The sequence below is a fragment of the Candidatus Nitrotoga sp. BS genome (assembly GCF_927797785.1).
GTDB lineage: Bacteria > Pseudomonadota > Gammaproteobacteria > Burkholderiales > Gallionellaceae > Nitrotoga.
The window spans coordinates 28,698-55,066 of record NZ_CAKMLL010000043.1; the positions used below are offsets into that span (position 1 = coordinate 28,698).

A 26,369-nucleotide genomic window follows, 5' to 3' on the forward strand; every position below is an offset into this window, starting at 1 on the left:
TAAAATCCTGCAACCGCATAGTTCCGACTCATAACCAAGTAAATGGCCATGCAAAAACGGCTTAGGAATACTGCACGTAAGCTTGCCTGCCTCCTGATAGGCATGGTCAGCCTATCCACGCAAGCAGTCGATTTTTCATTGTCAGGATATGGCACGATAGGCTATGCCATATCCGACCAAAGCTACAACTATCAACGTTATATCGACAAAAAAGGCAGCTTAAAACGTGACACCATCTTCGGCGCACAATTAAATGCCCAATTCAATCCAGAATGGAGCGCGACGCTACAAGTCAATGTCGCGCCGCCCGCACTGCTAAGTGACAATCAGAACTGGCAACCAACCATTACTTGGGCATTTTTATCCTACCGCCCAACTAATGATTGGTTGTTTCGTGTAGGTAAATTACGTATTCCCTTTTACCTGAATTCCGAGAATGCCAATATAGGTACAACTTACACGTCCGCTCGCTTGCCGGTTGAGGTTTATGCCACCTCATCTACAGTGGACTTTATTGGAGCATCGTTCGCCAAAACCTGGCAGGTTAACGAGAACGAATTCACTCTTGATGGCTATTGGGGGAACGCCACGAATGAATCATGGCGCTTCTATGCACGTGACCCCGGCAATATACTCACCCCAAGCGGTGCGGCGGGTGAGTTTTTTGCACCCTTGTCGCTCGAGTCAAAAGGACTGCGGCTAAGCCTGAATCGCGGCGGAAATACATTTTTGGCGGGCGTACATTTCGCCGATACCAGGGCACGCAACGGTACCACACTGGGGCCTTCAACTTACGTGCCCGCGCCGGCTGGCGGTTGCGCACCGATTGGCATCCCACCGGCATTCATAGGTGACTATTACTGCCCTGCTGCGGACGGTCCATCCAAGATACAAACTGTTACCACCAATTTAGGTGCCAGCATTGATTTGGGGCACGGCTTTCGCACAATCGGCGAGTTTGTCAGACGCAAAAATGAAGGCTCAACCCTTTCTCCCGACAGTAAAGGCTTTTACCTAAGCCTACAGAAAGAAATCGGTGGCTGGACACCTTACCTGACCTACGCCAAGCTAACCACTAAAAACCGCGACCTGTACCGGGCGGTAAATGGTGTTCAAACGATTATTCCGGCTGTCAACGCTTTTGAACGTAACCTGGCGGATACACTGGTGGTGTATGACCAAAACACATGGGCATTCGGCACCGCCTACTCACTTGATCTTAAAAGTAAAATAAAAGCAGAATGGTCTGTTGTTCAAACCGGCATTGCGTCCAGCTTTATTGATGCGCCGCCGGGTGAAAAATCCGGCGATCAACGCATCAATGTGTTTTCTCTCTCTTACAACTTTACGTTCTAAGGGAGACAGCCATGATGAAATTCAAACTCAAGCTGATCTTCGCGCTACTGGCGCTTGTGATATGCGAGGCGCATGCGGACAACGTGGTTGTCATCGGCCATGCTGGTCTAAATAAGTTGAACGCAAATACCATACAAAGAATATTTACCGGCAAGATCATCGAAATCGAGGGTAAGCATGTCACAGCGGTAAATCTCAAAGCAGGTGCATTGCGTGATCGTTTCTTGCAGCACTATCTGAATCAGAAAGATGACAAATACACCGCTTATTGGACGGTGCGCCGCTTCATTGGTAAAGGTATTCCGCCAAAAGAACTATCGAGTGCCGCCGAAGTTATTCGCTTTGTCCAAGCTACACCCGGCGCTATCGGATATGTCGATGAAAACGAATTGAAGCCGGACATGAATGTGATAAGCCGCTAAGGAAGCGTCAATATATTCAATGTTGCCCAGCGAGTTTTGCCTAGTAGCCTTCGAACTTAAAGGAAATCGGCTGCAAATTTAGCTGGGCGGTGTTTATTTCTCTGTTTTTTTGGGCAATAGAACAACTGTTACCCTGTAAAATTGTTAAAATCACTTAACTCACTAATTTTCATCGTATAGCAATAACTGCTATCAAATAACCGGGAAAAATCTATGACCACTTATATGTACACTACGTCCGTACCCGTTTTCAAACAGCTATTGACCAGTCTCAGCGCTATTTTGATCAAGGCTGAAGCATATACTACCGAGAAAAAATTTAAACCGACAGTATTATTGGATGCGCGGCTATTCCCTGATATGTTCCCTTTGAACCGCCAAGTGCAAATCGCTACTGATTTCGCCAAGAGCGTGTCAGCGCGGCTGGCAGATGTCGAGGTGCCAGCGTATGACGATAGCGAACAAACCTTCGCCGAGTTGCAGGCACGAATTAGCAAGGCTTTGTCGTTTATCGAAAGCCTAACGCCTGCACAATTCGAAGGCAGCGAAACGCGTGAAATTGTGTTACGCCCGGGCACACCGAAAGAGAAAAAAATGGATGGCCACACCTACCTATCCAACTAAGGTTTGCCGCAATTTTTCTTCCATGTCACAACGGCTTATGCAATTTTGCGGCACAATGGTCTAGAAGTCGGCAAAGGCGATTTTATGGGTGCCTATTAGGGTTTTTGAGTCTAGAGAACAATTCCAAGCGTTGCTCAAACAAGGCGTCCAGATTAAGAATGGGAACGTTTTCATCTACCAGTTGAAAACATGAGTGAGCGATAGATGGCCATGCGGACGAATCTTGGGGTAGCAGACATGCTGCATCGTCACCGACGCTCACCGTGCGGAAATAGGCGGATAGCCCTAGGGCGCCCCATCGTTGCTCGCCGTTTGGTCGGGCAAAGTACGTAACCACCAGCGCAAGTTGGATTTTATCCAGAGAACGTTGGCCGATGAGCGGTGCCAGCTCCACGAATGGAATGGCGTGATCCTGCCAAATACAAAGCGAATGACAGTAATCTGGAGCCAGCGGTACAGGTATAAGCTTAGGCGATAGAACGAGTTCAGCGACTTCGTGCAGGCCGATTGCTGCGTGGTGGCCACTTGTGAACTCAAACAAAACGGCGTTATTCCTTGTATTCATGCCTGCTCTCAGAAGATTTGATGCGACACCACAATGTACTGACATCGCAACAAAATGCGATACGCTCTTTTACCTGCACGTAAGCTTTGATCGGTGATTCGGAAATGCTCATGCATGCGGGTAAAGCATGCAGTTTTGGGTCTTGAATAGGGAGTGATTGAACCGAGTCCACAGTAATGCCGAAGCGGTGCTCATCTGCCTGTAGTACGACAATGTAGCGACAGCGTGTATCGATCTTGTCTGCCACGACCAATTGTGCAGTCAGCGAATGTACTTCGCATGCATCCCCTGCAATGACCTCGCTCGCTTTCACTTCATCATTTTTACCTTGTAATACGATCATATTCTCGAGGGAGACGATCGCGTGTTGGTCGATGAGCAGATCCAGGCCGTCAAAACAGATCAACGCGTACCCGGCTGCGGCCGCGTTCATTGCACTCTGCCGATCGTGCCGTGGATGTGCCCGAGAAGGTCGGTGTCAGTGTAGGGTTTGGTCATGTATACGCTAACACCTGCGAGCTCTGCCTGTTTACGATGTTTATCCATGGAGCGAGAGGTGATCATGATCACCGGCAGCTCGCGAGTGTCGGCGCGCGCGCGCAGGTGCGAGGTGAGTTCAAGCCCGTTCATGTTTGGCATTTCAAGGTCAGTGAGTATTATCCCGGGCATGAAATCTTTTAAAAGCGCGATCGCTTCTAATCCATCCTTTGCTGCTTTCACGTTATATCCTGCATCGCTTACGAGTTGTACGAGTGATTTGCGCACGCTAAGGGAATCGTCCACAACGAGAATGTCGCGTCGCGTTATCGCTTCAGAGTTGCTTGAGTTAATGGAGGTTGCGGCCTCGATCAATTGCGGCATGGGAAGACGCAGCAATTCAGCTAAATCGAGCAGCGGTGCGACGGTTCCATCACCCAGAATCGCGATGCCGCCAACGCCATTAATCTTCTTTACATACCGGCCCGGATCCTTGAGGATCAGGTCACGACCGTCAACAATGCGGTCGACCAGCACCGCATGAATATCAAGGTCGACGTGAACAAGTAATACGGATTTCGAGTTCATGATTTCTGACGTCATCACGCCGCTGTCATAGCCTATCAGTGCACTCAGAGTTTTTACCGGATAGGTACGTTTTTGATAGCGCAGGTTTATTTCGCTGCCTATTGATATGAACTCTCCTGCGGCGGGTGGTAATGCTTGGTCCAGCGCATAGCTTGGTACCGCAAAAATCTGGGTGGAAGATTCTATGAGTAACGCATGCTGGGCGACAAGCGATGCCTGGAAGCGAAGTAGAAACTCGCAACCCTTACCGAACTCGGATCGTACTTCGACCATTCCCTTCATGACAAGAAGTCGATCTCGCACTACATCGAGCCCGACGCCACGTCCCGATATTTCATTCGCGCGTTCTCGTGTTGAAAAGCCAGGAAGTAGAATCAAGCGTGACAGTTCTTCTTCAGAGACATCCTGGCCGGCTTGCATCAGGCCACGCTCGATTGCCTTGTTTCGGATCGCGCTGTAGTCGAGTCCGTGCCCGTCATCCCGGCAACGCACAGTGACCGTTTGGCCGCGCCTCGAGAACGTAAGATGAATGGTGGACACCTCCGATTTACCGGCGCGCGTACGTTCATCGGGTGTCTCAATACCATGATCAATGGCGTTTCGCAGTATATGCAGCAGCGGGTCGACAAGGTTGTTCAGCATGTCTCCGTCAATCAGGATGTCTTCCCCTTCGATTATCAGCTTTGCTTTTTTTCCTGTTTGCTGCGAGGTCTGGCGGATGTTGCGGTGCAGGCGAGGGGCGAGGCTTCCTACTGGGCTCATGCGAGTGGTCATAGCCATGTATTGAAGTTCGCGCTGTACTCGTTGCGTTTGCTGAAGTACGGCGCCCATCTGCGCCACGTCTTCTTCGATACGTCGACTGAACTCTCTGGTGTCGGCGGCTTCTTCTGTCAGTGCGCGGGTATTACTCTGAAGCTCGGTGTACTGTTCCATTTCCAGCGCATCAAATATTTGGTCACTGCGAGAGATTTTCGTTTCACGCAGACTCGAGAGGCCACGGATGTCAACCAGGTTCTCAAGATCAAAAATACGCTGCTGTACCTTGAGGTTCTGACGTAATAAGCCGTTAGTGCGTTGCTGAGTTTGCTTCACTTGCTCGGTAAGTTGGCCAATCTTTACAGATAGCTCGCCCGTGAGACGGAAGAGTTCGTCCATGGTTGCTACCGGGACGCGTAATATTGGGGCGACAGGAATCTGGTCGGTCACGTTGTTGGGCAGAGGAGCTTCAGGCAGAGAAGTTTTTTCTTCCCTGAAGGTTTCAGTCAGCGCTTGGTGTGTCTTGTTGTGGTGGACAGCTTCAATCAAAAGTGGAAGCGTCGTGTTGAGATTGGTGGTTTCTGTTTGAATCGAAAACGTTGCTTCGAGATCAGTGATTTCAGTTGGTGCTAGTAGCGAGGCGTCGAGATATGCATTGTCAGCTTGGATCAGAGGTGTCGTGTTGAGATCGTTGGTTTCTGTTTGAATTGCGAACGTTGCTTCGAGATCGGTGATTTCAGTTGGTGCTAGTAGCGAGGCGACGAGATCTGCATTGTCAGCTTGGATCGGAGGTGTCGTGTTGAAATCGTTGGTTTCTGTTTGAATTGCAAACGTTGCTTCGAGATCAGTGATTTCAGTTGGTGCTGGTAGCGAGGCATCGAGATCTGCAAGCACAGGCGAAGTGGCATCGATTTCGTCCTCAATATTTCCTGAGTGAATCCAGCTTGCCCAATCGAGAACCGACTGTAATATTTCCTTCGACTGAGTCTGTGTGGGGGCATCCTCGATCCCGAGCAGGGAACCTATCATTTGTTCCAGGCAAGCTGTTGCATCGAGCAGTGCATTGGTAAGCGCCAGCGGTGGGCGTTTCTGGTTCTGCTCGAACCATTCGAGAATGTCCTCAGTGTGGTGCCCGAGCGTCGCAATACCTCGGATGCCGACGATGCTTGCCGAGCCTTTTAACGAGTGTGCAATGCGTTTTGCTGCTGCCATATCCTCGTTCGTGGCTTCGCCGTCTACAATGTTGCGAATGTAGGTGGAAAGCTCGGCGGCCTGCGTTGGCGCTTCGTGCAGCAGCGCCTCGTACACGCCCCGATCCACATCTGTTGGCAGGGCGAGCGAGAGGTCTTCATCAGTCGCCACGCGAGGACGTTCCAGCTCCTCGGCCGCTGCTTCTGCGCGTAAATACTCCGCTAGCACCGGCTCGGCGGTGAGCGCGATAATGAGTTCGAGATTGCCATCGGCATCCACTGGTGCAGGACAAGGGGGTTGGGAAAAGTGTTCTGCCAAGTGCTCTGCGGACTCGAAGTTCGTGATGTCAGCAAGATAGGCGAGCACAAGATCGGGCCAGAGATCGAAGAAGGTTTGCGCCGAGCTGCGTTCTTCCGCGTTAAGCCCAAAAATGACCACCAGGCATTCCTGTACCTGAGCGCAACAAGACTCCAAGCCGCGCAGCCCGAGCATTCCACAGGTTGAAGCCGTGCGATCAATCTGGCCAACATATTGATCGAGTGCGTCGCCGAATGCAGGATCCTCGGGGGTGACTGAACAGATCGTTGCGATCCAACCGGCAAGATCGGTGCGCGCTTCTTCGATTTCGGTTAGTAGCGCTTCGATGAAATCGCTCATTTGCATTATCTATCGTCCTTAGGTCGAAGCACGGCGGCACAGGCGTACCGCTGTCATTGCAGGCTTAAATAACAGCTTGGAGTTTGGGCATGGCGCTCGTACGCTCTGGCATGCTCGACAATCCAAGAACATGAGCGCTAGGTAGCTTGAATACGCCCACCGCTTTTACCAATTGTTCGGCGGATCGGGAGAGCAGGTTGGCTTCAGCTGTCTGAGTTGTAATCTGCTCCCCGGTCTTTTCTGCACTACGGCCAAGATCATCAACTTTGCTTTGCAGAATTTCCGCACTCTTGACCTGTACTTCTAAACTGGCAGCAATTTGCACCACCAAGTCCACCAGATTGTCGGTTGCTTTTTGTGTTTCCGCCATTTGAACACCGGCTTTTTCAGCGAATTCGGTTCCTTGTACCACTTGGGAGATTGTTTTGTTCACAGTGTTGATTGTGTCGTTCGTTTCGATTTGAATGTTATTTACCAACGTACCAATTTGCGCTGTAGCATTACGTGATGATTCGGCAAGGCGTTGAACTTCCTCAGCGACCACCGCAAAACCACGGCCAGCATCGCCTGCGACTGCGGCTTGTACGCTCGCATTTAACGCAAGTACGTGTGTACGTTCTGCGATGGTGTTGATCAAGTTCACGATACCGCTAATTTCTTGTGACCGTTCGCCAAGGCGCTTGATTCGTTTTTCGGTCTCGGCAATCATTTCACGGATTGAGTTCATACCCTGCATTGTTCCGGTTACGGCATTTAGCGCGGAGAGGGTTGAGCGGGTAGCATCGCCTGACGCAATGTGAGATTTTGCGGTGAGCTGCGCCACGTTGTTCATGGCTTGGGTTGAAGTGGCGAGCTCACGGATCATTTCCTCAACGCCTTTTCGTTCTATTTCAGAGGTTGCTTGCACCTGGTCGGCCTGTCCTTTGAGTTTGACCGAGGCATTTTCAACTTGGCCGGCAATTTGCATTACCCTATAAAGCACTCTGCTCGTTTCTTCCGTGTTCTGATTTACGGCGTCAGACACTGTACCCACGATGTCCTGGGTGACCGGCGCTTTGGCCGTGAGGTTTTTATCCGAGAGTTTCTGCATGGTCTGCAGGAGCGAAATTACCGAGTCATTGAGTGTTTCGGTTTCTGCTTCAGCTTTGCGTTGCGCTGCCATACGCTCTTCCAATAGTTGGTTTACCGTCCGTCCTAAATCACCGACTTCATCTTGTGCGTCGATTGAGCCGAGTGCGGTGTTGTCTCCGTGCCGTACCTTTTCAACTGATAGCTGTAGTAAGCGCACTGTTGCAGTGATGTTTCGTGTAATTAACAAGGCGAGAAGCGCCGCAAATATAATGAAGGCGATTACTACACCTGATAAAACGAACGAACGTTTGAGCAGGCCGTCAACTTTGAGTTGCAATTCGTCATTCAGCACTGCCGTCGCGGTATCGATTAGTTTGAACTGATCGTTAATGCCGCTAGTGAATTGTTTTACATACTCCGCAGAGCTCAGCTTGATTCGTTGCGCATTAATGATTTCTGCGGCAGCCAGATCGGCCAGGCGTTTTATTTGTTCTTCAGCGATCTGGTCTTTGCCTGCAATTTTGTTCTTGATGCGCGTTTCTTCTGTCTGCGCTTTATTTAACTGAGTAATCGCTTGATTGGTTTTGGTTACCAATGCGGAGATTAGCGTTGCCATTGTTGCGCGATCGGTTGAACTGAGCGCCTCATTGTCTAGTTCAGAGCCGGAATTTTGAGCGATGGTAGAACGCTCGGCTTCCGCAAGTCGGGCGGCTCCAAATGCCCGTGTTTGCCCAAGTGACTCAGATACTTGGGGCAAGTCGGACAGTGCGGCCTGAATTAAAAAATGCGTCGCGGCATCTGATTCGAAAGAGAGTTTGTAATGATCCATTAGAAGATCAAGCAAGGTCATCTCGGTAGCGACCAATGTAGAGTGGTCAGTAAATGATTTGCGCGCGTTTGTGCGTTGGTTCGTGGTTTCGGCTGAAATTCGTGTCCAATTAGCCTTTATCTTGTCCCATATTTCGGCCTGCTTTGCATTGTTGTTATTTTTTACGTAGGGCTCGAAGGTGTTGATCGCTTGGACGACTTCCGCTTCTTTGGCGGCGCGGTCTGCGGTAACGGCAGTATTTCCGCCGATGAGAGCAGCGGATAAACCGCGGTGCTGCTGAGTATTCTGTATTAGTTTCAGCAGTTTTGATGCGGGGTCAATTCCGCTAGCCTCGAGCTTGGCGGTCTGAATGGCGGCGGTGGTTTGCGCCAAAAACAAGTAGGCGGGCACTCCGGCAGCAGGTAGCGCGACAGCGCCCAGAAGCAGGAACTTCTGCCATAGCTTCATCCGGGTAAGGAAGGTGATTTTCAGCTTTTTTTTCATTTTGTTTCTCCAGTCGGGTCGTAATTTGAGGGCGGGTAAGTTAGCCTGATATTCTGCGCGCCATCATTTCGAAGAAGCGGATGTGGTCGAGCTCCAGCCACACCTGGGCTTCTTCTGCATAAGCGTTCGATATATAGTCGCGGATTGCCTCTGGGAACGCTGGAAGAGGAACTCGATTCGAGACCCCGAAACGCTTGCGGTTCGGAATGCCGTTAACCACAATGGCGGCGATCGCATCACCGCGACCAAGCACGAGGAGCATTGATTTCGATTTCGTGTCGCATGCGCCACCGACGAGCGATGCTAGGTCAAACACTGGCACAAGATTACCGTGAAGGTTCACCAGACCGAGTAACCAGCGGCCAGTGTTTGGAAGGCGAAAAACAGGTAGCATTTCTGAAATTTCGTTTACTTGCGCGTGTGGCACCAGAAACTTAACGTTTTTGACCTCAAAGCCAATCCATTCCTGAGTTGTGGTGAGAGTCGCTCTGTGCCGTCGATTTAGTCCGATAGTCACGAGTGACCCTGCCGTGCGTGCCGGCTGCAGTGCCACGCTCGGCGCTAGCAGCGAATTAGCAGAATCGTTTTCGTTTTGCATGACTGTCTCGTACAGAATGGATCAGCAATATGGCATTCAAACGTGGGTACAAAATGCTCATAACGTGTTGACGAACCTGACGATATCATCAGGTGTGTAGGGTTTAACGACGTATCCGCTACCCCCTTGCATTTGGCCCCACATTTTGTCTGCTTTCTGATCCTTGCTGGTAACAAATACGATAGGGATATCTTTGGTCATGGGGTCTTTTTTCAAAGCGCGGGTCGCGGCAAAGCCATCCATATCTGGCATGTTTACGTCCATGAAGATCAGATCCGGCTTCTCGGATTTGGTCATCTCGATCGCTTCCTTGCCATTGGCGGCGGTGACGACAAAGCGGCCTGTGCCGATTACGATTTTTTGAATATTGACAAGATCGGTATGTGAGTCGTCGACGCAAAGAACTTTCTTGACTGTCATGGTTGCTTCTCCTTTAATTGGATTGAGTTAAATATAATGCGGTCGAGGTTAGGTATTCGTTGGTAGATATTTGCTGATTACAGCGTAAAGCCGGTTTTCGTTGACCGGTTTTGTGAGGTAAGTATCGCAGCCAGACATGGTTGCCCGGATTTTGTCGAAAGTTGAATCTTTGCTCGAGAGCATCACTACTGCAGTTTTTGCGGCTCCTTTTCTGGACTTGATAAGCTTGCAGACCTGATAGCCATTGATTCCTGGCATCACGACATCAAGAAAGATGCAGGTGTAGTGTTTGGTGCCGCTGAGTCCAACCGCTTGTTCCCCTGTCTCGGCGAAATCGACATTAAAACCAAATGGCGCGAGCTTTACGCGCATGAATTCACGCACAGTCATATTGTCGTCACAGACTAGAACCGAGTTAAGTTGGCGATCCGGCCGGCACACGGGTGCTACAAAGCTGCCTGTCAGGCTTTGATTCGTTGAGCCCGCCTTCAGCGGTGGTGTATTTGATATTTTTGGTAAAGTTGTCGAGGACGACGATGATCGCTGTGCTGGTATTGCGATCATCGGTTGAGTTTTATCTAAGGGAGGAGCTATACGAGCTGCAGGCTCTGGTTTGGGCATATGGCTTGTTTCGTTAATTCCCACTGCGAGATCGAATGCTTTGAACAGCTTGGTCCATTGCAATGGTCGAGACAGCGTTGTGCACGAGATACCGTGATTGGTGTCGCCAACCAGGATCGCAGGCCGAGTGTTCGTGGAATTTTTTTGACGAAAATTCGCTATCGCACTCGCGTCTTCAGCATCAACGAGAAAAACATCTGGTGCCGAACCCATCGTCTGCATAAACTCGACAAATTTAGGCGCGCGACGTGCGGATAAACTAAAAATACTTTTCAAGATAATCCGTTCGGTCTGGCTGAAGCCTTGGACATCAACGGTGTATTGTGGTTTTGCCGATGGCACGGTTGTGGATGCTTCCATCATCACATATTTCCGATCAAACCTGATGAAATCATGTATTCAATAACCGCATCGGCACTCTCAAAGCGTGCTACGGCTGATTTGGCCATCATGCGATTCAGGATGGCTTGAAAGCGTTCGAGGCCCACGGGTAGTATGGGAATTGGGAGATGGACGTGTTGGTAAAGAATCGCCTGCACGGAGCTGCCTTTGTATGGCGGCCGTCCCGTTAACATTTCGTAAAACATAGCCCCCGTGCTATATATGTCGGTTCGCACGTCGACTGGAAGATCCAACGCCTGCTCAGGCGCTAGGTATGACGGCGAGCCCATGATTTCACCGGGGAGGGTAGGTAACCTGATTGCGTCGGAATGCTCGGCAATTCCGAAATCGGCGAGTGCAAGTGAGCCGTCTTTGCGAATCATCACATTATCGGGTTTCATGTCGCAATGAATGATCCCCAGTGCGTGAATCGCAGAGAGTCCGCCCAGAATCTGCAGCAACGAGGCGATTGCGATTTGCGGAGTGGGATAATCTGAGATTAGGCACCTTAAATCCCCGCCGGGGAAAAACTCCATTGAAATATAAGCGTGGGTTGATGTGAAACCCTGATGATAGATGCGGGCGACGTTAGGATGATCAATTTGCGAAATTAGTGCGAACTCATGCAGAAAACGCTGCAATATGTTGTCGTTGTCGAAGTCGATCGCTGTCGTCGGAATAAGTTTCAGTACTTGCTGGGTATGCGTAACAATATTTTTTGCGAGAAAAACCTCAGACATTCCACCTTGTCCCAATTTGCGGAGTAAGTGATAACCTTCCACTTCGATCGATTGACTTTGAGGAGTCTTCTCAAACGTGTATCCGGTGCTCGAACAAGGGTTTTGAATCAAGTCTGCCTGCTCCCTTTCTAATTCTAATATTGCTGTATTTACAACTACAGATTGGCTCAGCTTCTCGTAGAAAGCGTTATCAGTGTGCGAGCTTGCAGTGCGCGGATAGAGCCCAGTGACCTCTATGGCCTGAATTTGTTGTATGTCCCCTTGCATGGTTACTATGCCGCCACGGCCGAGCTGAAAACGACTTCCGGCAATATTTGCACAGGTGCGGCTTGTCGCTATGCTCCAGCCAATAGCTTTGGTCATCGCTTGCAGGCGTGCAGCGATATTTACTGTATCGCCGATTACGGTGGTTTTGATAGCGGTGCCACTGCCAATATTACAGAGCATTACATCACCTGAATGTATGCCGACACCGACTGCGAACTCCGGCAATTTCCGTTCCGGGAAGCGCTGCGCGATCCAATCACGGAAAGTGGTGGCGGCGAGCACTATCAGGAGTGCCACTTTAAGCGCACGTTCGGCATGATCATCCGGTTGTTCCACTCTTGGCTCAAACATTGCCACCATTTCATGACCGAGAAATCTCACCACCCATCCACACTGTTGACGGACTGGTTCATATGCTCGGTCAAAAAATGTATTCAAAAACTCAACAATTTCTTCGCTGTGAAGTCGGTCTGCGAACAAGGTAAAGTTACGAATATCGACGAAGAGCACTGAACCATAGATTGCGATTTGAGCCGCAGGAGCGATATTGCTGCCGTTGGATAGCTCGCCACGGGACAAAAAACTGGTATTGGTGCACTCATTGGTTTGGTACAGCAATGAACTATCACAGGTCGGAGCATATTTGGTGATATCGCCATTTATTATCTTGTGCATGGTGTCGGCCTGCTTTAGATGCCGGGAAACGGCATCGGGCAATGCGGTATGCCCTATTTCTGATGATGTAATCATTTGTCCACACCAAAATATATATACTTGTGGAGAGATGAGAAATGCTCAAAATTTTCGATAACTGGGTTCATGGCCTGCATTCTTAATGCTTGGATGATCATGACAATGCCGCCCCGATTTACCGTATGCTGCAAGTCATAATTAGCCGCTGCTAGTTGAAATAGCGGATAAGCTTTGAAAAACTTTAGCTCAACTTTGATGTTTTTATTTGATTGGTGTGCAGTAACAGATTGCCACTTTATACTCAGCGTAAATATGTTCTGCCATATTTCAGTTCGCCGTTGATATGCGTGGTGGGCCGAAAAAATGTTACGCTAAGAAAGTGGCAATCAATAAAATTGAGAATGCATGTCGCTGGAATCTCATACTGGCCTGGAAATATTTGTATAGGTAAGCATCGTAAGTCATTGGCGAAGCAAGTTGAAACGCGTTACCATGTTGGCGCTGGAATGACTGGGGTATTTGTCCGTATGTGGCAAGTTGCATGTATAAAACAGGTTGCTCCTACTATCGTTGCAATATGGTTTTGCGAGTGCCCAGTCGCTTGCCAGCTTAAATTGACTAGTAGCGTCACGCTTAGAATTTTGAATGTATAGAGATACCCTAATATGTATATCGAACAGGCGTTAGAAATCGTTAGTCAGACTCACCCAGGTGTTGTGCGATCGCAAAACGAAGATTGCGTGGAGTTTGACGTGTCGTGTGGGTTAGTTGTGCTGGCTGATGGTATGGGTGGTCATAATGCAGGTGAAATTGCAAGCAGCATTACAGTTTCACTGATATTGACCGAAATAAAGCATAGCTTGGAAAACATGCGCCCTGAAGAGCGGGGTGAAGGTGGTGAAGATGTTGGAGTGATGCTGTTGCGCGAAAAATTGCAAAAAGCCAATACTGCTATCTACAATGCGTCGCTGAGCCAGCCACAATGTGCTGGCATGGGTACTACGGTGGTGGCCGGGCTATTCTACGATAACCGTTTAGCAGTCGCCCACGTAGGTGATTCGCGTATGTACCGGTTGCGTGGCGCAATATTTGAGCCAATTACTCGTGACCATTCTCTGTTGCAGGAGCAAATCGACAGAGGCATGCTGAGCCCAAAAGATGCGCGACTATCCAGGAATAAAAATCTGATTACGCGTGCGGTCGGAGTTGATCCAGCGGTTGAGGCGGAAATTCACGTGCATGCGGTGCAAGTAGGCGATATTTATCTACTATGCTCTGATGGTTTGAACGATATGGTCGAAGATGATGAGATCGGTACCAGGTTGCATATGCTGCGTGCCAATCTCCAGCTGATGGCGAAACAGTTGATTGAAATGGCAAATGATAATGGTGGGCGTGATAATGTATCCGTGATACTGGTTAAAATTAACGGTGAATTTGCCGTGCCGCGGGGCTGGCTCGCAAAAATGTTGTCCTGGTTCAAGTCAAGAATTAAATACGGGGATTGATGATATGGCGGCAAAACTGATGCTAAGCATGGATGGTGTGGTGTTGCAGGAATATGCTCTGGACAAGGAACGCATGACGATAGGCCGCAGGCCGAGCAGTGAGATCGTAATTGATAACATTGCTGTTAGCGGTGAGCACGCTGCAATCGTAACCATACTTAATGATTCCTTTCTGGAAGATTTGGATAGTACCAATGGAACCTTGGTAAATGATGTGGCAATTAAGAGGCATTTTTTGCAAAATAATGACGTAATCGAAATTGGCAAATATAAACTCAAATATTTGAACGATCAGCAAAGCCCATCTACTGCGGCAGATTTTGAGAAAACAATGGTATTTCGTGCGTCTCCTCATATCGCATCCTCCACCCCAGTGAAAGCTGATCCGTCTGAAATGTCAGAGAGGTCAAATCCTACTGAGCAACCACAATCAACACCCGCCGAGAAAGCGCTTGAATTGCGACAGACTGAGGCTGCCACATCGCCACAGCCTGCTCGTGTACCGTCAGCTGAGATAGCGCCGCCTGACTCACAGCAAGCAATGGGGGTAATACAGATACTTACCGGACCTAATGCTGGAAAAGAGCTTGAGCTAGTTAAAAATTTGACTACCGTAGGAAAAGCTGGCTTGCAAGTCGTCGTGTTTACACGTCGTCCGCGTGGTTATTTCGTCACTCATGTGGAAGGAGCAAGTTACCCTAATCTTAATGGCAAGCCGCTGGACGATCAACCGCGCCAGCTTAATGAGAACGACATTATTGAGTTGGCGGGGATCAAAATGGAGTTTTATTTAAAAAGGTGAGGGCCTGTTTCACAGAGGGCTTTATGCGGCACAAGCCGCTAACCTACACTATTACATCATTGAAACCACCTTCTTCTATTCATGACGCCTCTAAAAATCCAATTGTTGTCACAATGCCGCATAACTCGAAAAAATAATTACTTACCTATCACTATATGCTGCGCTAGAATTTTTTTCTTGTGCCTTGCCTTGCCTAAAATCTTGAATTTTTAGAGGTGTCTTGAAGAATTTTCGCTAAATGCCGCTATCTTGATAGCGAGCAACAAAGTTACGCATTCACACCATGTAGCAAGCCACATTTGGAGTTATCAGGGAGAAGTAGATGGATCATGAACCAGTAATACGGCTAGAACGACGGGCCAATGTTAGCCACATTGAGGCTCAACTGGCATTCACGAAAAATCTTAATTCCGTCATAAGCAATATTCATGACCACGTCATAAGCAAGATCGACACTGCATACGATTTTGACGAAATTATGCTGGAAGTAAGCAAGGATATCTGCACGATATTCAATGCTGATCGCATCACTATTTATTCACTGGATAAAGACAAGACTACGCTGATTTCAAAAATAAAGACCGGGGCCAATTCATTCAGAGATCTCAAGTTACGCATTACTGAGCAAAGCCTCGCTGGGTATGTGGCACTAAATAAAAAAATACTTAACATCTCGGATGTATACGATGAGAACGAGCTCGCTTCGCATAGTGTCAATCTACGCTTCCTACAAGACGTAGATCAACGCACAGGTTATCGTACCAAGCAAGCTCTTGTAGTGCCCATACTCGATCCAGATAGCATGAATCTGGCGGGTGTCATTCAGGTTCTGAATAATAAGATAGACCAACCTTTTTCGAGGATGCTAGTAGATGGAATATTGGAACTAGCGCAGAACTTGGCGGTGGCGCTGCGCCAGAGTCAGCAGCCTGCTGCTAAAACAAAATACGATTACTTGGTTTATGACGCGGTGTTATCTGCCGACGAATTAGATCTGGCCATGTCCACAGCGCGGCGTAAAAATTCTGACATTGAAGATGTGTTGCTCGACGAATTTCAGGTTAAACCGGCCGCACTTGGTAAAGCGCTTGCACTGTTCTTCGGTGTGTCCTATGAACCGTTCAAGACTAATCGCACCAGACCATCCGATTTACTCAAAAATCTGAAACGGGAATATATAGAAAGCAGTCAATGGGTGCCGATAGATGAGATAAAGGAAGGCTTGGTAATACTTACCACTGATCCAGAGAGGATACAGACCTCACGCGTGGTGAACAACGTTTTTTCGAGGAGCCGACTGCTTTACAGAGTGTGTTCGCAGCGCGAATTCAATGCAACTCTCAGCTTGTTCTTTGGCGGAGGTGGGGTCGGTGGCAAGCTGGGTGACTCGGAAATGGACGGCACCTCAATGGATGAGATGCTTATCGCCATGGGAGGAGATGAAGAAGAGCCTGAAGATATTATTCAGGAGGAGGCAAGTGCAGCGGCAGACAATGAACTGGTGAAGCTGGTTAACAAGATTATCATGGATGCCCACAGGATGGGCGCTTCCGACATTCATGTCGAACCCGCGCCGGGCAAAGGCAAGACCGTGATTCGTTTGCGCAAGGATGGTTCTCTGTTACCTTATATTGAAGTGCCATCATCCTTCCGCAACTCACTGGTTACACGTATAAAGATAATGTGTGATCTTGATATTTCGGAGAAGCGCCGTCCGCAGGATGGCAAGATCAAGTTCAATAAATATGGGCCACTGGATATTGAGTTGCGTGTTGCTACCATTCCCTCTCAGGGCGGCATGGAAGACATCGTGATGCGTATTTTGGCCGCCGGCGAGCCAATCAAGCTTGACGAGCTGGGTCTGTCGGCACGTAATTTGGAAACCCTGAAAGCGGTGGTAAGCAAGCCTTACGGCCTGTTTTTTGTATGTGGTCCGACCGGATCCGGTAAAACGACCACTTTGCATTCCGTTCTTGGCCACATTAATAAGCCTGAGACCAAAATCTGGACGGCAGAAGATCCGGTAGAAATTACACAGAAGGGTCTGCGTCAGGTGCAAATTAACAAAAAGGCCGGTATGGATTTTGCCACCATCATGAGGGCATTTTTGCGCGCCGACCCAGACGTAATCATGGTGGGTGAAATGCGCGACAAGGAAACGGTTTCCATCGGCATAGAAGCCTCGCTTACCGGTCATTTGGTGTTCGCCACCCTGCACACCAATAGCGCGCCGGAATCCGTCGTACGATTATTGGATATGGGTATGGATCCATTTAATTTTGCAGACGCTCTGCTAGGTGTTCTGGCGCAACGTTTAGCCAAACGTTTGTGCAAGAAGTGCAAAAAACCACATACCGCCACTCAAGACGAACTCAAATTATTGCTTGCTGAATATTCGACAGAGCTTATGGACTGCGCGCTCTGGAAAAAAGATGCCAATGCTGCTTACAAGGCACTGTACACTGAATGGGTCAAGCTGTTTGCTGATGAAATGGGGAAATTTACCTTGTATGAACCGGTTGGCTGTGAACATTGTTCCGGCACAGGCTATCGCGGACGGGTGGGTTTGCATGAATTAATGGTAGGCACTGACCTGATAAAAAAGAATATTCAGGAACACGCCAGAGTCGCGGAAATTTATGCCAGCGCACTCAACGAAGGCATGCGCACCCTGAAGCAAGATGGCATTGAAAAAGTTTTGTCCGGCATCACCGATATGCATCAGGTGCGTGTTGTTTGCATAAAGTAACTGTGGCACACGTAGAAAAATAAATCCGCTCGTCCCGAGCTTGTCGAAGGATGAGCGGATTTGCTTTTTTTAACCTCCCTCAGAAGAAATAAATCTCCAGATCATCTCCTTTTGCGCTGACAGGATAAAACAGCTGTCACGTTATCTTATTGCGCAAAATGATATATCTTGGCCAACGTGCAGTAGTTTGCCGACGCGATAATATTTGGTAAACAGGGTGACGAAAATCGTCACTTACCTGACGAAAATCGGCTTTCCCCCTAAATGTGAAGTGTCAATATCTATCTTGAGATTGCTCCGTAAACCCACGCCCCGACGTGATTAGTTGCAAATTTTGATAAGTTGGCACGTATCCTGCTTATGATAAAGCACACACCCCGTGTATTATATGTTCAACTCTTAAGGAGTCTCAATCATGAAACAAATGCAAAAAGGTTTTACCCTGATCGAATTAATGATCGTGGTCGCGATAATTGGAATTTTGGCAGCCGTTGCAATTCCGGCTTACTCGGATTATGTGGTGAAGGCTAAGCTCGCAAAAGTCGCATCTGCTGTGGATCCAATCAAGCTTGCTGTTGCCACGTTTATGCAGGAAAATGGTTCTGCCGCACTGCTAACTGCTAATAACTGGACTTCTTTGGGGATGAGCGGAGCTCCAACTGCAACCACAGAGGTTACAGGTATTGCTGTGACGGCTACAACTGGCGCTATCGTAGCTACTCTCTGTGGTTCTGGTTGCATTAAGACTTCACTCAATGGCGCGACTATCACTTGGCTTCCAGCAATGGGAACGTCGGCTATAACTTGGACGGTAACTCCAAGTGTTACGTCTGACACAGTTTTGAATAACATCCTTTCCAAGTGGATTTAGTATGAGATAAAAATCAGTTCTCCGATCCATTATTTTAAATTGTAGAATTGATGATTTTCTAAAACCCCGCGATCTGTAATGGATCGCGGGGTTTTTTGTGTAAGCAGTTAATGCGATATGGTGTGAGTAATGAATTTTATTTCTAATCTTGTTTATCCGCTTGACCGAATAAAAGCGCTGATTTTGGTGTTGCTGGTAATTGTGGTGTATGCACCATTTTTGAATAACACTTTGATATTCGATGACATTCCATTCTTTGGGACAGCGATAAGTCATTACGCCAATACACTGTTTCGTTTTGATTTACGCTGGTTTCCCTATACGACGTTTGGTATTACATGGGTGTTTTTAGGTGAGGACCCATTTGTTTTTCGCATACAGAATTTATTGCTGCATGGTGTGAATGTATTGTTGTTATTGTTGGTATTGCGGATGTGGATCAAACTGTTTATCACTGATGTAAGCAAAGAAAATATTGCAAATTGGGGCGCGTGGTTGGGCGCGCTGGTATTCGCCTGCCACCCCCTTGCGGTTTATGGCGTAGGCTATTTGATACAGCGCAGCATATTGATGGCGACATTGTTCACACTGATAATGCAATTAACCTACCTACGTGGCCTGCTGGAGGGCGACAAACGCTATATGGTGCTAGCGGTCATGGCGTATTTTCTGGCACTGTTCAGTAAGGAACACAGCTTGATGGCTCCTGCCATATTGCTACCTTTAACTCTGGCGATTCGTACCCAGAATAAACTTTCACTACGTGCACTGCTGGCAACTTGGCTAGGATTTGCATTGGTTGGGCTGTTTGTGGTGCTACGTATAAAAGGTTTGTTTGGTGTACCTTATGAGAAGGATGCTGCGGCATTGTTTGGGGAACAAGCGCTGCTTCAGGGGACTTCATCGCTGCACTTGCTGAGCGTATTGACGCAGGCAGGGCTTTTTTTCAAATACTGCTTGTTGATGCTTGTGCCCAATCCCACGTGGATGTCGCTGGATATGCGCGAGCCATTTATCCTCACCTGGAAAGAGTGGACAAGTTGGATCGGCCTGCTTGCTTTTGTTGCTTATGGCGCATTTGCGCTGGTTATTTTGCTGCGCGGTGGGCGCGTTGCTTTGTTGGGGTTGGCATTGCTATATCCGTGGTGTTACTACATGGTGGAGTTTTCCAGCATACGCGTTCAGGAAATTTTTGTGTTGTATCGCAGTTATTTATGGTTGCCCGGCTATATGCTGTTATTGCCTTTACTGCTGAGTTCACTCCCCAGCCGAAAAATTATGCTGGTGGGGGCATTAACGGTTTTCCTACTCGTGCCGCTGGCATGGAATCGATTATGGGTGTTTGCAGATAAATACCGCCTGTGGGATGACGCGGTGCGCTTGCTGCATGGTGAAGACCGCCTCGGCGCCCATCGAACCTATTTTAATCGCGCACAGGCTTCGTTTGCGGTTAAAAATTGGGATGCGGCCATTGCAGATTATAAAAAATCGCTATCAATTAATTCAACCTATCCTGAGGTGAATGTTGCTTTGGCTTCTGTATATTCAAATTCAGGGCGGTATCTGGAAGCGCTGGCAGAGTTTGATAAAGCGATTGCTGGCAACCCAAAAAATGCCAGTGCTTATTATGGTAAAAGCATTGTTTTGAAAAATTTACGCGATATGGCGGGATCGATACAGCAAATGGAAAAAAGCTGTCAGTTGGGGCTACAGCAAGCTTGCATTATTGTGGCAGTGAGTCAGCAGCAACAAAAAAATATTTCACCATAAGCAATAACGTCTCACGCCGAATAATCTGAACGCTATTCTTATGGCCGAATGAATGTTGGACAGGAAAAACATATCAATTCTTTTTCGCGTGCGCCGCCGCGATCTCCTTGAACTGTTTCAGTTCACTTTCAATGATCGATAACTCGTGAAAATCAGTGCCTGCTCTCTTGGCTAATTCCAGTTGTTCAATTGCATTGTGCAAGTTACCGCGCAGAATGTAAGTGTAGGCCAGCATGTGGTGTTCTTCTTGTCGTTTGCCCAAGGCCGCGTAATTACGTGCCAGGAGTTCATGCAAACGCAGGTCATTGGGATGCGTGATAATTTGTTCGTTGAGCAGTTTGAGCGCGTCTTCAAAACGCTTGGTATCCAGCAGCAGCTCGACATAATCATAGATTAGTGCTCGGTGCTGTGGAAAGCTCAGTGTAGCGCTGCGGTAGAATGCAACGATGCCGTCGTTATTCTTGCTCGCACGTTTGATTTTTCCGGCCAGCGTCGCGATCATCGGGTTTCGTGATGTTAGTGCTTGCAAAGGAGCGAATTCTTGAGCGGCGAGAGCGACTTGTCCGATCCGCAGTAGTGCCAGTGCCAAACCGTAACGCTTGGCGGTCTGATTACCATATTTTTGCTCCCCAAGTGCGCTTTTGAAAAAATTTACCGTTTCCTGCGAATTGTTTTGCATGGCCCGCAGTTTGGCGCGCACTAGCTGGAAGTTGAGGCTGTCGGCAACCAGACGATAGGGAATCTGTTGTACGCGGTTTGCGACATCGGCGATGCGGTCACTGGTGATCGGGTGGGTGCGCAGGTAAGATGGCATGTTGTTGTCCAGTAGGCGTGTGGACTTTTGCAAGCGTTCGAAGAAGATGGGCATGGCGTACGGATCGAGGCCTGCTTTTTGCAGCGTGGTGAGGCCGATGCGATCTGCTTCTTGTTCATGAACGCGGGTAAAATTTAGTTGCCGTTGGATGGAGCTGGCCTGCATTCCGACCATGGCTGCCTGAGAGGCTTGCGGGTTGCTGCGCGCAGCTAAGATTGCCACTGCCAGAGCCGCTATGGCGGTGATTGAGTCGATTTTCTGCCCCGCTACCATACGTGCCAGGTGATGCTGGGTGACGTGGGCGATTTCATGGCCAAGCACAGAGGCGAGTTCGGATTCGCTTTGAGCCATGAGTATTAGCCCAGTGTTTACGCCAATGAAGCCGCCGGGCAGCGCAAAAGCGTTGATGGTGTTGTCGTTGAGAGCAAAGAACTCAAATTTCTGCCATGGTTCGTTGCTATTGGAAACCAGTTGATAACCAAGCTGATTAAGGTAATCATTGACTTCAGCATCATCAAGGTAGTCTTTGTCGGAGCGGATTTCAAACATGCTCTGTTCGCCGATTTGTCGCTCCTGTTGCGGTGACATAGCCCCTTGAGATGCGTCACCCAGGTCTGGCAGGCCGTCAGCGTGGCACAATAGCGACCATGTGTAGAGCACTATGAACAACAAGTTTTTCATGACAATATGATACCTACTTTGTTTGGTGGTTCCCAGATTTGGCGTGCAGGGTTTTTTAGAGCAGGATGCAGGTGGGATGTCCGTGATTATTTGTTAGCAAGGTATAATTAATATTATATTTGCTCTATTTTATATAGAGTCCTGTATTACACATTTGCTGCATAATTATTGCGAGAGTCCGCTTACACACTGAAGAAAAGTAATTAACTGTAAATAATATGAATGTTAACAAGACAGAATCACAGATTCAAACGGACGAAAGTTCCGCGCATGTTGTGGGTTTCACCACAGCTCTGAGTTTTGCTTTGACGGTCAAACTGCAGAGTGAATTTACGGATCAGGTGCAAGCAAGTGCGCCACCGCAGACATGAGCACAATAGAATTCGATGTCGAATTGGATGCTCGTAAGTTGAGTTGTCCTTTGCCTATTCTGCGTACTAAAAAAATGCTGTCGCAGATGCAAGGTGGCCAAGTACTGAAAGTAGTTGCGACAGACAAAAAATCACCGGATGACTTTACCGATTTCTGCAAGCAAACCGGGAATGATTTGTTGTCTGTAGCACAGCTGGGTGACGAGTTCGTATTTTACCTGCGTCGCCGACAAATTTAACCAAGCTTGTCGAGCTGCGCCTGTAACTGGGTCAGCATAGTGGTGAAGTCGTTCATCCGCCTACGTTCTTGTTCCACTACTTGCTGCGGGGCGCGCGAGACGAAACTGGCATTTCCGAGCTTGCCTTGCGCCTTGGTGATTTCGCCTGCAAGACGAGCAATCTCCTTGTCCAGGCGTTCGCATTCTGCTTCCACGTCAATTTCGATTTCCAGCATCAGCTTGAAGTTGCCGACGATTGCGACTGGCGCATCGGTGTTAGGTAGTTCATCCGCCAGGCTAACCCCGCTTAACTTGCCCAGTGCTTGCAGGTAGGGTGCGAAGTTGTGCAGGATAGCTGCATCGCCACACACAATCAGTGGCACTCTCTGTGCTGGCGACAAGTTCATCTCGCTGCGCAGCTTGCGGCAGGCAGTGACCATTTCTTGTAGCAGGCTGATTCGCTGCAAGGAAATTTGGTCAATCAGCTTGGGGTTAGCTTGTGGATAGGGTTGCAGCATGATGCTGTCGCCTTTTTTGCTAGCCAGCGGCGCAACTTTCTGCCACAGCTCTTCGGTGATGAAAGGGATGATGGGGTGCGCCAAGCGTAGTATGGTTTCCAGTACTCGCACCAAGGTACGCCGCGTGGTGCGTTGTCGTACTGCATTTAAAACCTCTTCTTCCGCTGAGACTGGATTGTCGGAACGAGTGCTGAGTTGCACCTTGGCTAACTCCAGATACCAGTCACAGTAGGTGTCCCACACTAACTCATGCAGTGTGCGCGCCGCCATGTCGAAACGATAGTGGTCGAAGTGCTCCGCCATTTCCGTTTCCGCCTGTTGCAAACGACCGATCAACCATTTGTCTGCTGCACTGTATTTAACTGGCAATGATTCGTCCAACCCGACATCCTGACCTTCGCAATTCATTAGTACGAAGCGCGTGGCATTCCACAGCTTGTTACAGAAATTGCGGTAACCTTCACATCGTTGCAGGTCAAATTTGATGTCGCGCCCATGCGAGGCAAGGCTGGCAAAGGTGAAACGCATTGCATCTGTACCGAAGGCCGGTATGCCGTCCGGAAAATGTTTGCGTGTCTGTTTTTCGATACTTTCTGCCTGCTTGGGGTTCATCAGATTTTGCGTGCGCTTGGCCACCAAATCTTCCAGCGAGATGCCATCTATGAGATCGAGAGGGTCTAACACATTCCCCTTGGATTTGCTCATTTTCTGTCCCTCAGCGTCGCGGATCAGGCCATGTACATACACTTCGCGGAATGGCACTTTGTCGGTAAAGTGCAGCGACATCATCACCATACGCGCCACCCAGAAGAAGATGATGTCAAAGCCGGTAACCAGTACCGAGGTTGGCAGGAAAGTTTTGAGTTCTTGAGTATTGTGTGGCCAGCCCAATGTTGAGAACGGCCACAATGCGGAGGAAAACCAAGTGTCGAGCACGTCCTCGTCCCGGCGCAGCTTTGTGTTGCCTGCCTGCTTGCGGGCATCTTCTTCGTTGCGTGCGACAAATATATTACCCTGTTCGTCATGCCACGCAGGAATGCGATGTCCCCACCACAGTTGACGCGAGATGCACCAGTCCTGAATGTTGGTTAGCCACTGGTTGTATGTGTTGGTCCAGTTTTCCGGCACGAATTTAATTTCGCCATCCGCTACCGCTTTCAGACCGCGCTGCGCCAAACCCTCCATTTTTACGAACCACTGGTCAGTGAGCATCGGTTCAATTACCGCATGGCTGCGGTCACCTCGCGGTACCATCAGTTTGTGCGGCTTGGTGTCCACAAGCAGCTTTTGAGTGGATAGATCGGAAAGTATTTTCTTGCGTGCGTCGAAGCGATCCAGCCCCTGATAGACGTCTGGTGCATGTTCGTTTATTTTCGCATCCAGCGTAAATATGTTGATCGGTGTAAGGCTGTGACGCTGTCCTACTATGTGATCGTTGAAATCGTGCGCGGGCGTGATTTTTACGCAGCCAGTGCCGAAAGCTGGATCGACATACTCATCGGCGATGATGGGAATAGTGCGATTGCATAGCGGCAGTTGCAAGCGCTTGCCGATCAGGTGGCGGTAACGTGTATCTTCAGGATGCACCGCCACAGCAACGTCGCCAAGCAGCGTTTCAGGACGTGTGGTAGCGACGATTAAAGCACCGACACCGGCTTCCAGCGGATAAGCGATATGCCACATGAAGCCGTCTTCTTCCTGTGCTACTACTTCCAGATCGGATACTGCTGTACCCAGCACCGGATCCCAGTTTACCAATCGCTTCCCGCGATAGATTAAACCTTGTTCGTAGAGTTTGACGAATACTTCGGTAACGGCCTCGGATAGACCTTCGTCCATGGTAAAGCGCTCCCGCGACCAATCACACGAGGCGCCGAGGCGGCGCATCTGTCGTGTGATGGTTGAACCGGACTCTTCCTTCCATTCCCACACGCGCTCAATAAATTTTTCACGGCCAAGGTCGTGGCGTTTAATTTTTTGTGCGTCCAGTTGGCGTTCTACTACGATTTGAGTGGCAATCCCGGCATGGTCAGTGCCAGGCTGCCATAAGGTGTTGTCTCCACGCATGCGGTGATAGCGGGTGAGCGCGTCCATAAGCGTGTCCTGGAAGGCGTGTCCCATGTGCAGCGTGCCGGTCACATTGGGTGGCGGTAGCATGATGGCGTAAGCGGGCTTGTCGCTCTCTAACTTGGTTTGGAAATAACCAGCATTTTCCCATATGGGATACCAGCGCGCCTCGATTGCTTGCGGTTCAAAGCTTTTTGTAAGTTCCATGTTGATAGTGTTTAATTTAATACTGTCAGCTACAGTGGGAAGGGGCGTGATTATAACGGATGGAGGGGGTACGGGCGGTGCGGATATGTGTGCTTGTATTAGTTCTGGCAGATTTGATTTGGCCTGGTGCCAAGCATCCTGCCACAGTGCATCGAACAGTGGTGAAAGTTTTGCGCGCAGCAGCGTTTCCAGTTGCGGTGCGATCTGCGTCGCGAGATGCTGGTAATGTGCATCGGATAAGTTAGGAAGTTCTTCGTTTTCCTCTATGAGCTTCACAGGTTCTTCAATAACGACTTCTGTCAGGGTGGGAATTTCTGAGGAATCAGTACCGACGACATCTGTCAGTACAGGAAGGTTGCTTAATTCATTTAACTGATCGGAATAATAGTTCATGGTATCTATAAAAATTCGCAATAAATTTCTTGAGGGTTGCTGAGTGATAGATGCTGTCAAGTCTGAATTTTTAGAGGCACCATCATGTCCAATATCAGGCTTGTTTACTCAGGTCGAAGTGACGCATTTCATAGCCTCGGTCTCGATAAAAGCTGAAGCGTTCACGGCCCAAGCGTGCATCGTCAGCATCTTTGCTGACAATTTCAAGTACGCGTTCGAAACGACTGAAAAATGGCAAACACACGGTGTGCAGACTAATCAACACTTCATTGTGTGGAAAAGTTTCGCCGCAGTGATCGATCACCACCGGCATTTCAGTGGTGGTTGCTTCATCGTTGCGGCAGTGCGGCATAAAGGCAGTCACGGGAAACTGCCACAGCAACCTGTCCAATGCCTCGGTGGTGGCTTCGTCCGAAGTGTGCAGCAGCACACGTAGTCCGCTTTGCATAGCTTTGTGGCTAAGGTGACAGGCGGCGCGCAGCTTGTCGTCCACACCAGTGTAAAAATCTACTTTGGTCATTTTATTGAGTTATAGCGATGATTTGGAATTGATATTTATGGCTGCCTGATCTGCGTACTGCACTCCCTGTCCTTAAAGGCAAGGAGTGCAGTACGCTGCTAACCTGAATTCCTCACCTTGACCTAACCAGTATGAATCCAA

The 26,369-nt window shown here is 48.9% G+C and carries 19 protein-coding genes and 1 pseudogene; 9 read left to right on the plus strand and 11 right to left on the minus strand.

The window, feature by feature from the left end; all coding sequences use genetic code 11:
* Positions 1-48: 48 nt before the first annotated feature.
* From MJ769_RS04300 to MJ769_RS04310, 3 genes and pseudogenes are all read left to right on the plus strand, one after another.
* Positions 49-1,356, plus strand: a complete 1,308-nt coding sequence (locus MJ769_RS04300; RefSeq protein WP_239234594.1) for a hypothetical protein — start codon at positions 49-51, stop codon at positions 1,354-1,356.
* Positions 1,357-1,367: 11 nt separating this feature from the next.
* Positions 1,368-1,778: a hypothetical protein gene (locus tag MJ769_RS04305; protein WP_239234596.1), complete on the plus strand. Its 411-nt coding sequence runs from the start codon at positions 1,368-1,370 to the stop codon at positions 1,776-1,778.
* Positions 1,779-2,003: 225 nt separating this feature from the next.
* Positions 2,004-2,501: pseudogene (locus tag MJ769_RS04310) on the plus strand (DUF1993 domain-containing protein).
* On the opposite strand, the gene MJ769_RS04315 reads toward MJ769_RS04310, so the two are convergent.
* The 8 genes from MJ769_RS04315 to MJ769_RS04350 all read right to left on the minus strand — a co-directional run bounded on the left by MJ769_RS04315 (position 2,485) and on the right by MJ769_RS04350 (position 12,796).
* Entirely contained in the window at positions 2,485-2,967 is a 483-nt protein-coding gene (locus MJ769_RS04315; RefSeq protein ID WP_239234597.1) for a chemotaxis protein CheW, read from the minus strand. The pseudogene MJ769_RS04310 and the gene MJ769_RS04315 sit on opposite strands and share 17 nt — an antisense overlap.
* On the minus strand, positions 2,951-3,400 hold the full coding sequence (locus tag MJ769_RS04320; protein ID WP_239234599.1) for a hypothetical protein: 450 nt from the start codon (positions 3,398-3,400) through the stop codon (positions 2,951-2,953). The genes MJ769_RS04315 and MJ769_RS04320 overlap by 17 nt, the downstream gene beginning before the upstream one ends.
* Positions 3,397-6,636 (minus strand): hybrid sensor histidine kinase/response regulator, encoded by a 3,240-nt coding sequence (locus MJ769_RS04325; protein ID WP_239234601.1) that lies wholly within the window; start codon positions 6,634-6,636, stop codon positions 3,397-3,399. Before MJ769_RS04325 ends, MJ769_RS04320 begins: the two co-directional genes overlap by 4 nt.
* Positions 6,637-6,700: 64 nt before the next feature.
* Entirely contained in the window at positions 6,701-9,019 is a 2,319-nt protein-coding gene (locus tag MJ769_RS04330) for a methyl-accepting chemotaxis protein (protein WP_239234603.1), read from the minus strand.
* Between the two features lie 40 nt (positions 9,020-9,059).
* Positions 9,060-9,617, minus strand: a complete 558-nt coding sequence (locus MJ769_RS04335; protein ID WP_239234605.1) for a chemotaxis protein CheW — start codon at positions 9,615-9,617, stop codon at positions 9,060-9,062.
* A 57-nt stretch (positions 9,618-9,674) separates the two neighbouring features.
* Complete coding sequence (locus MJ769_RS04340; protein ID WP_239234607.1) at positions 9,675-10,037, minus strand: response regulator; 363 nt, start codon at positions 10,035-10,037, stop codon at positions 9,675-9,677.
* Positions 10,038-10,085: 48 nt separating this feature from the next.
* Positions 10,086-11,021 (minus strand): response regulator, encoded by a 936-nt coding sequence (locus tag MJ769_RS04345; RefSeq protein ID WP_239234609.1) that lies wholly within the window; start codon positions 11,019-11,021, stop codon positions 10,086-10,088.
* The gene (locus MJ769_RS04350) at positions 11,021-12,796 is read right to left on the minus strand and encodes a protein kinase domain-containing protein (protein WP_239234611.1); all 1,776 of its coding nucleotides are present in this window, start codon (positions 12,794-12,796) and stop codon (positions 11,021-11,023) included. Before MJ769_RS04350 ends, MJ769_RS04345 begins: the two co-directional genes overlap by 1 nt.
* Positions 12,797-13,404: 608 nt before the next feature.
* Between MJ769_RS04350 and MJ769_RS04355 the strand changes: the two genes are divergently transcribed.
* The 5 genes from MJ769_RS04355 to MJ769_RS04380 all read left to right on the plus strand — a co-directional run bounded on the left by MJ769_RS04355 (position 13,405) and on the right by MJ769_RS04380 (position 20,439).
* Positions 13,405-14,247, plus strand: a complete 843-nt coding sequence (locus MJ769_RS04355; RefSeq protein WP_239234613.1) for a Stp1/IreP family PP2C-type Ser/Thr phosphatase — start codon at positions 13,405-13,407, stop codon at positions 14,245-14,247.
* Between the two features lie 4 nt (positions 14,248-14,251).
* Positions 14,252-15,049 carry an FHA domain-containing protein gene (locus MJ769_RS04360; RefSeq protein ID WP_239234615.1) on the plus strand — a complete coding sequence of 266 codons (798 nt, stop codon included), beginning with the start codon at positions 14,252-14,254 and terminating at the stop codon, positions 15,047-15,049.
* Between the two features lie 322 nt (positions 15,050-15,371).
* Entirely contained in the window at positions 15,372-17,798 is a 2,427-nt protein-coding gene (locus MJ769_RS04365) for a GspE/PulE family protein (protein WP_239234617.1), read from the plus strand.
* A gap of 415 nt (positions 17,799-18,213) precedes the next feature.
* Positions 18,214-18,669 carry a pilin gene (locus tag MJ769_RS04375; protein ID WP_305854684.1) on the plus strand — a complete coding sequence of 152 codons (456 nt, stop codon included), beginning with the start codon at positions 18,214-18,216 and terminating at the stop codon, positions 18,667-18,669.
* Positions 18,670-18,798: 129 nt separating this feature from the next.
* The gene (locus tag MJ769_RS04380) at positions 18,799-20,439 is read left to right on the plus strand and encodes a tetratricopeptide repeat protein (protein ID WP_239234619.1); all 1,641 of its coding nucleotides are present in this window, start codon (positions 18,799-18,801) and stop codon (positions 20,437-20,439) included.
* Between the two features lie 73 nt (positions 20,440-20,512).
* On the opposite strand, the gene MJ769_RS04385 is transcribed toward MJ769_RS04380, so the two are convergent.
* On the minus strand, positions 20,513-21,934 hold the full coding sequence (locus MJ769_RS04385; protein ID WP_239234621.1) for a beta-barrel assembly-enhancing protease: 1,422 nt from the start codon (positions 21,932-21,934) through the stop codon (positions 20,513-20,515).
* A gap of 376 nt (positions 21,935-22,310) precedes the next feature.
* Between MJ769_RS04385 and MJ769_RS04390 the strand changes: the two genes are divergently transcribed.
* On the plus strand, positions 22,311-22,544 hold the full coding sequence (locus MJ769_RS04390; RefSeq protein WP_239234663.1) for a sulfurtransferase TusA family protein: 234 nt from the start codon (positions 22,311-22,313) through the stop codon (positions 22,542-22,544).
* Here MJ769_RS04390 and MJ769_RS04395 read toward each other — a convergent pair.
* Together MJ769_RS04395 and MJ769_RS04400 are read right to left on the minus strand one after the other, a co-directional pair.
* Positions 22,541-25,315, minus strand: coding sequence for a valine--tRNA ligase (locus tag MJ769_RS04395; protein WP_239234664.1), 2,775 nt, complete (start codon positions 25,313-25,315; stop codon positions 22,541-22,543). The two genes, MJ769_RS04390 and MJ769_RS04395, sit on opposite strands and share 4 nt — an antisense overlap.
* Before the next feature lie 487 nt (positions 25,316-25,802).
* The gene (locus MJ769_RS04400; RefSeq protein ID WP_239234623.1) at positions 25,803-26,228 is read right to left on the minus strand and encodes a DNA polymerase III subunit chi; all 426 of its coding nucleotides are present in this window, start codon (positions 26,226-26,228) and stop codon (positions 25,803-25,805) included.
* Between the last annotated feature and the right edge of the window lie 141 nt (positions 26,229-26,369).